General features: G+C 43.8%; 10 protein-coding genes and 1 pseudogene. 4 read left to right on the forward strand and 7 right to left on the reverse strand.

Annotated features, from left to right (window positions below; genetic code table 11):
• Positions 1–183, reverse strand: a 183-nt coding sequence (locus tag B4H32_RS12400; protein WP_286803321.1) for a hypothetical protein, incomplete at its 3' end; no start/stop codon positions are given.
• A gap of 153 nt (positions 184–336) precedes the next feature.
• On the opposite strand from B4H32_RS12400, the pseudogene B4H32_RS12780 reads away from it, so the two are divergent.
• Both B4H32_RS12780 and B4H32_RS12405 read left to right on the forward strand, forming a co-directional pair.
• Positions 337–612, forward strand: a pseudogene (locus tag B4H32_RS12780) (helix-turn-helix domain-containing protein); the annotation flags it as partial.
• A gap of 65 nt (positions 613–677) precedes the next feature.
• Entirely contained in the window at positions 678–1,016 is a 339-nt protein-coding gene (locus tag B4H32_RS12405) for a hypothetical protein (protein WP_004683442.1), read from the forward strand.
• Positions 1,017–1,047: 31 nt separating this feature from the next.
• Here the strand turns inward: B4H32_RS12405 and B4H32_RS12410 are convergent, their stop codons facing one another.
• From B4H32_RS12410 to B4H32_RS12430, 5 genes are all read right to left on the reverse strand, one after another.
• On the reverse strand, positions 1,048–1,992 hold the full coding sequence (locus B4H32_RS12410; RefSeq protein WP_286803324.1) for a cation diffusion facilitator family transporter: 945 nt from the start codon (positions 1,990–1,992) through the stop codon (positions 1,048–1,050).
• Between the two features lie 206 nt (positions 1,993–2,198).
• Positions 2,199–5,354, reverse strand: a complete 3,156-nt coding sequence (locus B4H32_RS12415) for an efflux RND transporter permease subunit (RefSeq protein ID WP_286803326.1) — start codon at positions 5,352–5,354, stop codon at positions 2,199–2,201.
• Positions 5,344–6,591 (reverse strand): efflux RND transporter periplasmic adaptor subunit, encoded by a 1,248-nt coding sequence (locus B4H32_RS12420; RefSeq protein ID WP_286803328.1) that lies wholly within the window; start codon positions 6,589–6,591, stop codon positions 5,344–5,346. The genes B4H32_RS12415 and B4H32_RS12420 overlap by 11 nt, the downstream gene beginning before the upstream one ends.
• Positions 6,592–6,594: 3 nt before the next feature.
• Complete coding sequence (locus B4H32_RS12425; RefSeq protein ID WP_286803331.1) at positions 6,595–8,019, reverse strand: TolC family protein; 1,425 nt, start codon at positions 8,017–8,019, stop codon at positions 6,595–6,597.
• A gap of 54 nt (positions 8,020–8,073) precedes the next feature.
• Positions 8,074–8,469, reverse strand: a complete 396-nt coding sequence (locus tag B4H32_RS12430) for a cation efflux protein, CzcI-like (protein ID WP_334113453.1) — start codon at positions 8,467–8,469, stop codon at positions 8,074–8,076.
• 216 nt (positions 8,470–8,685) lie between these two features.
• Between B4H32_RS12430 and B4H32_RS12435 the strand changes: the two genes are divergently transcribed.
• Positions 8,686–9,063, forward strand: a complete 378-nt coding sequence (locus B4H32_RS12435) for a tetratricopeptide repeat protein (RefSeq protein ID WP_414630970.1) — start codon at positions 8,686–8,688, stop codon at positions 9,061–9,063.
• Between the two features lie 60 nt (positions 9,064–9,123).
• Here B4H32_RS12435 and ettA read toward each other — a convergent pair whose 3' ends face one another.
• Complete coding sequence (ettA, locus tag B4H32_RS12440; protein ID WP_004683454.1) at positions 9,124–10,785, reverse strand: energy-dependent translational throttle protein EttA; 1,662 nt, start codon at positions 10,783–10,785, stop codon at positions 9,124–9,126.
• Positions 10,786–11,087: 302 nt separating this feature from the next.
• Here ettA and B4H32_RS12445 point away from each other — a divergent pair, with 302 nt between their 5' ends.
• Positions 11,088–12,365: an O-acetylhomoserine aminocarboxypropyltransferase/cysteine synthase family protein gene (locus B4H32_RS12445; RefSeq protein WP_286803336.1), complete on the forward strand. Its 1,278-nt coding sequence runs from the start codon at positions 11,088–11,090 to the stop codon at positions 12,363–12,365.
• Positions 12,366–12,397 lie beyond the last annotated feature (32 nt).

Here is a 12,397-nt window from a genome sequence, read left to right on the forward strand (position 1 = left end):
CATTGCATTTCTTTCATTTTGCTCAACTTTGGCAGCTCTTACTTCATAGCGACATTTTGCCAAAGCGTTATTCATATCAAAGGGTGTAACACCTGCTTTGCGCCACATCGGTTGCGCTGATGAACAACCAACAAAAGCTCCAATCATCAATAACATGCCAATCGTTAAAATACTTGTTTTCATAAAAATCCAAATGGTAAAAATCTACGTAAAACGCAATATTGCGCAATTCGTAAAAACATTCAACATTAAATATACGAATTTCGTAACTTTTACAATGTATGGCATGCTGGAATGATTGAAGATACAAAAGCATGATTTTGTAGAAGATTAAAAACAACACGTAAATTCAAAAAAATTTCACAAGAACAATTAGGCATTACCATTGGTTTAGATGAATCCTGTCCCAGTGCTAGAATCAGCCGCTACGAAAATGGCATCCATACCATTGAGTACAATACAGCCGAAAGAATTGCTCAGGTTCTGGATGTACCCTTAGCTTATTTTTATGCCGATACCGAAGAATTCGCTGAATTGACCAACATCTTTGATCATCAGGATCATGAGAGACAGCAGCGGCTTTTGAACTTTGCACGCAGTTTAGGGAATTAAAATTCTCCCATTTCTGCTTTTGCATAATTTTCGCTAAAATAGCCAAAACACTATAGGAATCCTCTATGCAATACCGTTGCCCTAAATGTCAAAGCGTGAAAATTATGCCTGTCAGTCAGGGTGCCAACAGCCCTCGTCCCAGCGTACCAAAAAGCCTGGTGCTTCTCGTTCCCGCCATTTTTATTTTACTGGTTTTGGTGCTGATCAGTGTTGGGATGTGGGTTTTTGGTCATGGTGCAGGACAAACACTGCAAATCGCAACCGTTGCAGTATTTGGTGTTTGTGTAATTGCAGGTGTTCTGTTCTGGCGTGATCTGCCAGATTTTAAAATCTCCATGCAGGCCTTTATGCAGGCGCAAAAGCACTGGAAATGCCGTGACTGCAATCACCAATGGCAGAATTGAACCACATAAAAGAATTGGGTTTCACATCAGCTTAATGCTGATGTGAATGACCATGTTCCTCATCTTCATCATGTTGATGCGTATGCTGGCAATTCATTTCTGCATCATCCTCTATTTGTAAGGTCACCTCGGCAATACCATGCTCGTGCGATAGCATCTCTGCTGCGGCATAATGCAGCTGTTTTCGGTCAGCATTTGGCGCGAACAGATGTACAGTCAGGTGAATATTTTTTGAAGTGATCGCCCAGACTTTCAATTGATGGATACTTTCAACGCCATCCAGCGCCAGTAAGTCATTACGCAGCTTTTCAATATCCACCTCTTCAGGCACACCCTCCAGCAAAATATTAATACTTTGCTTAAGCAGAATCCATGTTCTTGGCAACACCCAGAAACCAATCGCAATTGCAATAATGGTATCGACCCAATACCAGTTGGTGAAATAGATGATCACCGCACCAATAATGACACCCACGGAACCCAAAGCATCACTGAGCACTTCTAAATAAGCACCTTTCATGTTCAAACTTTCAGTTGCACTCGACATCAAAATTTTCATTGAGATCAGGTTAATCACCAATCCAATTGATGCGACCACTAACATGCCTATACTTTGAATTTCAGGCGGCTGGGTAAAACGCTGGTAGGCTTCGTAAAGAATGTACATCGCCACAAAAAACAGCATGGAGGCATTAAACAATGCCGCCAGAATTTCAAAGCGTTGATAGCCAAAAGTCCGTTTGTTATCCGCGGGGCGTTTGGCGATTTGAATCGCCGCCAATGCAATTGCCAGTGCTGCCGCATCGGTAAACATATGCGCTGCATCAGAAAGTAATGCCAAACTTTGCGTGATTAAACCCGCTATAAATTCAATAATTAAAAATGTAGTGGTCAGTATTAGCGCAATGGTTAACTTTTTCGCATTGCCTTCAGTGACGGCGGCATGGCTATGATCATGCCCTTGATGTCCACTCATATTAGACTCCTTATCATTTTATACATTCGAATATCTTTTCTGACTACGATATCTCTATCTCGCTTCAATTTACTACCGTGGGGCGGCGGCATGGATGCCGCCCGTTGAGCTGTGGTATAGGGATATTCCATCAGCTCAACAAAGGATTTTTGTTACTTTTGATCCCTCAAAAGTAAGGCATACGTCTATAGATAAGATGCCTCAATCTATGACGATTGATCAGGCTGTGCAGATTCATTCATCCAACGATACACTACAGGTAAAATCAACAGCGTCAGTAAGGTAGAGGAAATAATTCCACCAATCACTACCGTTGCCAATGGGCGTTGTACTTCTGCACCTGTGCCTGTGGCAATTGCCATGGGAATAAAACCCAAAGATGCCACGAAGGCAGTCATCAGAACGGGGCGTAATCGGAGAATCGCCCCCTGCCATGTCGCTTTATGTACATTAAACTGCTCACGAAGCTCTTTGATAAAACTGAGCATCACCAAACCATTCAGTACTGCGACACCAGAGAGTGCAATAAATCCAACACCTGCTGACATTGACAGTGGAATATCACGCAGCCACAGCGCAACCAGACCACCTGATAAGGCAAATGGCACGCCACTAAACACCAAAAAGCTTTCCTTAAAGTTATGGAACACCGCCATCAATAAAATAAAGATGGTGATCAAGGCCAAAGGAATGACGATTTGCATTCGCGCGGCCGCAGAAGCCAGATTTTCAAACTGTCCGCCATATTCCAGCCAATAACCTGCGGGTAATGGTTGCTGTTTCAGTGTGGCCTGTAACTCCTGCACAAATGAACCCAAATCACGCCCTTCCACATTGGCAGTCACAATGACACGACGTTTACCATTTTCACGTCCGACCTGATTCATACCTGAAATGGTTTCCACCTTGGCAATATCTTGCAACTGGATCAAACCACCATTCGGCAATTGAATAGGTAACTGCGCTAAGTTCTGTGCTGTGCGTTGTTCATCGGGTAAACGGATTTCAAAATCAAAACGGCGGTCACCTTGTAAAATCTGACCGACATTCTGACCACCGACACTCGCTGCAACAACATCTTGAATCGATTTCACAGATAAGCCATATTGCGCTGCAAGTGCATTATTGATATCGACATTGAGTACAGGCAAGCCCGTCGTTTGCTCAACCTTAACTGCAGTCGCTCCCGAGATTTTCTGGACTTGTTGCGCAATTGTCTGTGCTTGAGTATTCAGCACATCCATATCATCGCCAAAGACTTTGATCCCGACATCACTACGTACACCTGAGATCAATTCATTAAAACGTAGTTCAATCGGTTGTGAAAACTCACTGTTGTTGCCTGGAATATTTTCCAGAAATGCCTGCATCCGTGTCCGTAACTCATCAATAGTTTCCTTTGGATTTTCCCACTGATCTCGTGGTTTTAATAAAATCACCGCATCGGAAATATTGGGTGGCATTACATCCGTTGCAACTTCAGCCGTACCTGTTCGAGCAAAAACAGCTTTAACTTCTGAGAAATTCTTTAAGATTAGTTTTTCAGTGTTTTCCTGCATTCTTAAAGATTGTTCCAAACCTGTACTTGGAGAGCGCATTTGCTGTAAAGCAAAATCCCCTTCACTCAATTGTGGTGCAAACTCACTACCAATTTGCGTGGTCAATACACCAGTCAAAACTAAAATACTCACCGCTAAAGTCACAACCACCATCTTAAATTGATATGCCCAATCTAGGATTTGTTGATATTTTCTTTTTAGCGCTTGCATCCAACGAGATTCTTTTTCTTTCACCTCACCTGTAATAAATAACGCCACAGCCGCTGGAACAAAAGTCACCGACAAAATCATCGCACCCAGCAATGCCATTACCACCGTCATTGCCATTGGATGGAACATTTTCGCTTCTACACCTGTCAAAGCAAAAATGGGTAGATACACCACCATAATAATGGCCTGACCAAACAGGAGTGGTTTACGTGCTTGCTTGGCTGCCAAAAAGACTTCTTTAAAGCGTTCTTGTCTTGTTAATAATCGCCCTGCATGATGTTGGGCTTCTGCGAGCCGTCGAATACAGTTTTCGACAATCACTACCGCACCATCGACAATAATCCCGAAGTCTAATGCGCCTAGACTCATCAAATTGGCACTAATATTTTGCTCAGCCATTCCTGTTAATGTAAACAACATCGAAAGCGGAATGACACAGGCAGTAATTAAAGCTGCACGAAAATTACCTAAGAACACAAAGAGAATCACGATGACGAGGATCGCACCTTCAACCAAGTTCTTTTGAACAGTTTTAATGGCTTTATTGACTAAACTGGTACGATCATAAACCGTTTCAATTTCAACGCCTTTGGGTAAAGTCAGCTGAATTTCCTTGATCTTGCTATCAACCGCTTGGGCAACCGTACGGCTATTTTCACCCATCATCATCATCGCGATGCCAAGCACGGTTTCCTCGCCATTATAGGTGGCAGCACCTGTACGCAAATCATGTCCGATCGCCACTGAAGCCACATCTGCAACACGAATGGGTAGACCATTTTTAACCGAGACAGTAATGTTTTGAATATCCTCAACTGTACTAAGCATACCCGGCACACGTACCGTTAGTTGTTGTCCATTTTCCTCAATAAAACCTGCGCCTCGGTTTTCATTGTTCTCTTGCAACGCAGTTTGTAACGCTGGCAAGGAGATTTGAAGCTGCTGTAAACGCTTTAAATCAGGTGAAACAATATAGGTTTTGTTGTAGCCGCCAATACTGTTAATTTCAGCCACACCTTTAACACGCTGTAATTGTGGACGCACAATCCAATCTTGGATTTCTCGTAAGTCCATCGCACTATACGGTGTTCCATCTTGTTTTTTTGCATCGGGTTTAGCTTTGACCACCCATTGGTAAATCTCTCCAAGCCCCGTAGAAATGGGAGACATCACAGGATCAACCGCATCTGGTAATTGTCCGTCTGCCTCTTGCAAACGTTGATTAATTAACTGTCTTGCCCAGTAAATGTCGGTGCCATCTTTAAAAATAATGGTCACTTGCGATAAGCCATAACGAGAAATCGAACGGGTTTGTTCCAGATCAGGAATCCCTGCCATTGCCGTTTCAATCGGATAGGTAATCCGCTGCTCTACCTCTAAGGCAGTATAACCATTCGCTTGGGTATTAATTTGTACTTGAGTATTGGTAATATCAGGAACTGCATCTATCGGAAGCTTTTGATAGCTCCAAATACCAACTGCAATCCACGTCATCACAAACAACATGACCCAAATCGCATTACGGATCGCAAATTGAATAATGCGATCAAATAAGCCCTCTGGCTTCGGCAATTGAGAGGAATTAGTGTCCATGCGCAGCCTCTCCTTTCTCAAGCTCTGATTTCAGCAAGAAGCTTCCTTCAGCCACATAAGATTGACCTGCTGTTAAACCTTGGGTAATTTCAACCCATTGTCCATCTTGGGTACGCTGTCCAACTTGCACAGGTACTGCAACAAAATCAAAGCCTTTTTTTTGATTTGCTTTTGCAACAAAAACGGTATCTTTACCTTCAACCTGTTGAATCGCCTGTGCATTGACGCGCATAGCCGACTGTTTTGAGCCTGCTTGTAGCTCTACATTCACCATCAAGTTTGGACGTAATTCAGTTGCATTTGACAAAACTTTAGCACGTACTTGTAAACGCCCTGTTTGTGCATCGGCTTCAGTCGTTAAACTTTGGACTTGGGCATTAAACAGATTGCCTGTTTGCAGTGATTTAAATCGAATCTGCTGATTGGGCTGTACATTGATATTTGCCATAGTCGGCAACACAAATTCCAACCAAAGTTGATCTAACTGATCAATGGTAAATAGTTGATCTGCAAGTTGAACATTTTCACCAATGACAATGTCTTTATTACTGATCACACCACTGATGGGTGCGGTTAAGGTATAGCGACCATTTGAACCAGAAGCTGCACCAAAGGCGCTAAGACGCGAACGGGCTGCCTGCACCTGAATCTGTGCTTGACGATAAGCATTGTAGGCACGTTGATAATCTTGTTTGGCAGAAATACCTTGCGACCACAAACTACGTTCACGCTCATAATCCTGCTTTGCCAGCTCCAGATTGGTCTGGGCAATTTGTAAATTGGCCTGTTGATCCACCAAATCAGGAACAAGCAGATTTGCCAAAGCCTGACCACGTTTCACTTGCTGACCCAACTCAACGTAGACCGATTCAACACGACCAGCAAAACTTGGTGAAACATGCGCTTGCCGATCTGTATTCACGACCAATTTTGCAGGAAAAGTTTGAACCTGATTCACTTCACCCAATGCCACTTGTGCCAATTTGACACGATGCTGCTGCATTTGCTCTGCGGTTAAACTAAGGCTTTCTTCAGCCTCATGTTCCTCGCCATTTTCATCATGAGCAGATTCAGCTTTTTCACTTTCCTGATGAGCATGTTCTTGTTCACCCTGTGCAGCACTTTCAGCAGTTTTGCTCTTGTTATTCCACAATAGTCCGACTGCCAAAAGTATCGTCAGTACGGCAATCACCACAATCCAAAGCCACTGAGAAGGTGTTTTTTGTTTGATATTCATTTCTTATTCTCCGACTTGGCTTGGGAAAGCGTTACTTTGTTGCCAAACACGTTGATTCAATTGCATCAGTGCATCTTTGGCTGTGATTTGCTCGACAGGAAGACCCATACGCGCACTTTGAACTTCTACACTCAACTGCCATGCTTGTTTAAGGAGTTGTACTTTACGCAAGCGAACATCTTGTAATTGGGTGGTCGCTTGCTGCACGTCAGTCACAGCAAATTTACCAAGACGAAAACCTTCTAAGGTTTTTTGCTGAACTTGGGTTGCCAAGGGCACCTGCTGATCATTCAGTTGTTTAAATTGCATGTGTAAGCCACGTAATTCTGCAAGACGAACATCGATATCCATCTGGTTTTGTTGACGGTAGAAACGCTGTTGCTGTTGAATCAGTGTTTGTTTGGCCTCTGCAATCTGAATACCGTATTTTTGTGGATTAAAAATATTAAGAGGAATCGCAACGCCTAAACGAATTTGATTTTCAGTGTTTTGATCTGCTGATCGAGTCCGATTCACCCCTAAGGTCATAATCGGCTGAGGACGAGATTTTGCTTTGAGCTGCTCGATATTGGCTTGTTGACGTTGTGTTTCTAATTGCAAACTACGCTCAAACAAATTCTCAATGTTTTGTTCATCAGTCTTCACAGCTGTGGCTCTTGCCCAAAGCTCATTGACAGTTGGTGCAATCATAAATTGATTCGCATCACTGCCCCAGAAACTGGCTAATTGTTTCTGTGCGACTTGCAGCTGTAAATCAGCCTGCTGAAAAATACGCTGATTCTCTAAATGAGCCATACGCACACGTTCGACATCAACTTGAGCAATACTACCGGCCTGATAGCGTTTTAAAGTGGCATCTAAATTTTGCTGACTCACTTGCAACTGTTCTGCGATCAATGACTTTTCTAATTGGAATAACGCCACTTGCGACCATGCGTATTGCACAATCAAATCAAGCTCTGCATTGTAACGTTGCTGTTCAAGGTCAACTTGTGTTGAGGAAAGTTGAGCAACTTTTTGTGCTGCTCGACGCTGACCAAATAGATCTAATGGCTGTGAAATACCAATGGCAAGCTCTTGATCCTGATCACTTTGCAAACCCGTCTGTTCAATCGAGATACTGGGATTAGTCCAGAGACCACCTTGTTTTAGTTGAGCATTTGCCATTTGTTGCTGAACCTGCCAACTGGCTTGCTGGTTCTGATAGGCGCGAACCTGCGCTAAAACTTGTTCAAAACTGCTAGTTCCCTGAACAACAGTTGAGGGTTGATTGACATCCAGCAAGGGCTTTGCGGTGATCGATGGACTAAGAACCACCGCAGATAAAGCGATAGCCAAAACTGAGTATCTTGATGATGCTACACAGACATGATGTTTAAGCGTATGCTTTTTAAGAGCATCAATACGCTGATTTAAATTTAAAGACATAGAAAGCCCCGCAAATAAATAAGGTTGCGGTGGGCTATTTTTCGGCTACCCCACCTATAGCGGGGTCAATACAGGAGGCGGATGGTATCTAGTTAAATCAGGCGACTGATAGGCATTGAACCAGTGATATTGTGGTTGTAATTGCTGGTTTTGAAGAATCGGTTGAAGCAGTTGTTGCTGTTCAGTCACCAACACATGAAAACAGGAAGGCAAATGGTCATGGTGATCTTGCAGGCTAACTGGTACTGAACCATTGGATGCAGTATGTTCAGAAGTATGCTGATGTAGTGCGGCACAGGAGGAGGTATCGACCACATGATGCCCAAAGTGATGCAGGCCATTCGACTGGCCAACCGTTTCATGACCGCAAAAAGCCGCCGCCACATTCCAGAGACTCTGGAACATGAACAAACTTAGCAAAAGGGTCATCCATACGGCGGAACGGCGCACGCTTCATCAACTGTTCAAAATTTGCGTCACTATAGCAACTAAGTATCATGTAATACAATTACAAAAACAGAATTTATACCAATTATCATGCCATATTGAAACGGTATTATTTTTAATCAATTAAACAGCACAGCCAAAAATAATTTTCTTACAATTTTTATATCAAGCCAATCAAAAACAGGCATATATTAGCAAGATAAAACAATTATTTTAGGGGTGGGAATGATGAATATTAGACGCTTATTACAACACCTCTTGCCAAAAAACTTTATGCCTGCCTTGCAATTATCCGATGCCCATCAGGAAATTGAGCGCGCTGAATTTTTCGAGCATCTTGCCCATGAAACCCATCTGCATGAAAATGCCTATGTGGTGTCATCAAATGACCGCAATGCCATCTGGTACTTTGTGCGTGCCGCTTTGCGCGGTGATGCCAATGCCTCGTTTAAGCTTGGGATCAGCTATCTGCATGGTGACCTAGGTCTGGATAAAAATTATCAGAAAGCAGAAAAATGGCTGCAACGCGCTGCCAGTCAGGGACATCCTGAAGCAAAAAGATATTTATCTCACGCCTATAGTGAGCTGGCATTTTAAAACCCGATTCAGGCAATAAAAAACCAGCCCGAAAGCTGGTTTCTTTTAGTTTACGGGCAATTAACCCGTAATCTTTTTATATTTGGTGCGTTTCTGGGCCGCATCTTCACCTAAACGTGACTGACGGTAGGCCTCATATTCTGCATAGTTACCTGTGTAGAATTCTGGCTGTTCATTTTCAAATGACAGAATGTGCGTGGCAATACGGTCAAGGAACCAACGGTCGTGCGACACCACCATGACGGTACCTGGGAATACAAGAATTGCATCCTCAAGCGCACGCAGGGTCTCAATATCAAGATCGTTCGATGGCTCATCCAGTAAGATGACGTTCGCGCCCATTTGCAGGATTTTCGCAAGTTGTAAACGGTTACGCTCACCACCAGACAGTTCACCTACGCGTTTTTGCTGATCTTGGCCTTTAAAGTTAAAGCGACCAATATAAGCACGCGATGCGATTTCATAATCACCGATTTTTAAGATATCCAAACCGCCAGAAACCTCCTCCCAAACAGTTTTGTTGTTATCTAAAGTGTCACGAATCTGACCGACATACGCAACTTTAACCGACTCACCCAAAGTCACCGTACCTGTATCAGGTTGCTGTTCGCCAGTCATCATACGGAACAGTGTGGTTTTACCTGCACCGTTTGGACCCACAATCCCGACAATCGCTGTAGGAGGTACAGTAAAGCTCAGGTTTTCGTACAATAGGCGACCGTCAAATGATTTACTAATGCCTTCCACTTCTACGACTTTATTCCCTAGACGTGGGCCAGGTGGAATATAGATTTCAGAAGTTTCGTTACGCTGTTGGAACTCACGTGAGTTAAGTTCTTCAAAACGCTCCATACGCGCTTTGTTTTTCTTCTGCTGACCTTTTGCATTTGAACGAACCCATTCAAGTTCTTTTTTCAATGCTTTCGCAAAAGATTCTTCTTGTTTGTTTTCTTGCTCTAGGCGGGCATTCTTCTGCTCTAACCAAGAAGAATAGTTACCTTGGTAAGGAATCCCCATACCACGGTCAAGTTCAAGAATCCACTCGGCCACGTTATCCAGGAAATAACGGTCATGCGTAATCGCAACGATGGTGCCAGGGAAATCTTTTAGGAAACGCTCTAACCAAGACACTGATTCAGCATCTAAATGGTTGGTCGGTTCGTCCAGAAGTAACATATCTGGCTTAGACAGCAATAAACGACACAGTGCAACACGACGACGCTCACCACCTGAAAGCAAAGATACGTCAGCATCCCATGCTGGAAGGTTCAAGGCGTTTGCTGCAATTTCCAACTGGTTATCTAAATTATGTGCATCCCAGGTCTGGATAATCGCTTCCAGTTTTTCCTGTTCTTTTGCAAGCTTGTCAAAGTCAGCATCAGGATCAGCATATTCAGCAAATACCTGATCAAGACGCTCTAAAGCATCCAGTGCTTCACGTACGCCATCTTCAACGTTGCCACGAACATCCTTGCTTGGATCAAGTGGCGGTTCCTGTTCCAGATAGCCGATCTTGATTCCTGGTTGGGCACGGGCTTCACCTGAGAAATCTTTGTCTACGCCAGCCATAATACGGAGCAAGGTCGATTTACCTGCACCGTTCAAACCAAGCACACCAATTTTTGCGCCTGGGAAAAATGATAAAGAGATGTCTTTTAAGATTTCGCGCTTGGGCGGAACCATTTTCGACACTCGGTTCATCGTATAAATATATTGGGCCACGCAGGACTCCTCAATTGAAAAACCAATACATCGCAAAAAAGCGAATAAAATAATCGGGCGTATTATACGCTGAAAACCCGATCAACTTGAAGTTAAGATAGGATTTGTTTGTCCCGAACAAAGGATTTTCTTTTTCAAGACATTGCAGAGTTGCAAAGACCTTGCCAGGAAAAATACAGACACCGTTATCGTCATCTCATCTATATGAATAAAAATGCTAAAAATCGCATAATTTATGCAATATTTTGGATAGATTTTGGGCTACACTCGATGATTATTTAACTCACGTAGATGATGTAACCATGACCTATAAAGATGAAACCTTAGCCATTCATGCAGGGTATTCACCAGAAGCCACCACCAAGTCAGTGGCCGTGCCAATCTATCAAACTACCTCCTATGCCTTTGATAACACACAGCATGGTGCAGACCTGTTTGACCTAAAGGTTCAGGGCAATATCTATACCCGTATCATGAACCCCACCACGGCGGTACTGGAGCAGCGAATTGCGGCGCTGGAGGGTGGTATTGGGGCACTGGCACTGGCATCGGGCATGGCGGCAATTACCTATGCCATTCAGACCATTGCCGAAGCAGGTGACAACATTGCCTCGGTTTCAACCCTGTATGGCGGAACTTACAACCTGTTTGCCCACACCTTGCCAAAACAGGGCATCGAGGTGCGCTTCTTTGATTATCAAAATCCAGACGCGTTACGCGCCATTATTGATGATAAAACCAAACTGGTGTTTGTTGAATCCATTGGTAATCCACTTGGCAATATCATTGATCTGGAAGCGAATGCCAAAATTGCCCATGAATATGGTGTGCCTGTGATTGTGGACAATACCGTAGCAACGCCTGCCCTGCTTAAGCCATTTGAATTTGGTGCAGATATTGTGATCCATTCCCTCACCAAATATATTGGTGGTCATGGCAACAGTATCGGTGGTGTGATTGTTGACAGCGGCAAGTTCCCTTGGGGTGAGTATCCTGAACGCTTTAAGGCACTGAATACCCCTGATCCAAGCTATCACGGTGTCAACTATGTTGAGGCATTGGGTGCGGCCGCCTATATTGCTCGCGCCCGTGTGGTGCCTTTACGCAATACTGGAGCGGCCATTAGCCCACTCAGCGTATTCCTGATCTTGCTGGGACTGGAAACCCTCAACCTGCGCATGGAGCGCCATACTGAAAATGCCATCAAAATTGCTGAATACTTAAAACAACATCCAAAAGTGAAATGGGTGAACTATGCAGGTCTGAAAGACCATCCACAGCATGATTTGGCACAAAAATATGTGAAAGGGAAACCATCTGCGATCCTTTCCTTTGGGGTACAGGATGGTCTGGAGGGTGGCACTCGCTTTATTGATGCATTACAGCTATTTACACGTCTGGTGAATATTGGGGATGCCAAAAGTCTGGCCTGCCACCCAGCAACCACCACCCACCGCCAGCTCAATGAGGAGGAACTTAAATCGGCAGGGGTCAGTGAAGACTTGGTTCGCTTGTCCATTGGTATCGAGCATGTTGATGACCTGATTGCCGACCTTGAACAGGCGCTTGCTCAGGTTTAAAGTCAATAAAATCAATGAGCCCTTAACATAGG

The sequence above is a fragment of the Acinetobacter sp. UBA2063 genome, from assembly GCF_002333245.1.
In the GTDB taxonomy this organism is placed as follows: Bacteria; Pseudomonadota; Gammaproteobacteria; order Pseudomonadales; family Moraxellaceae; genus Acinetobacter; species Acinetobacter parvus.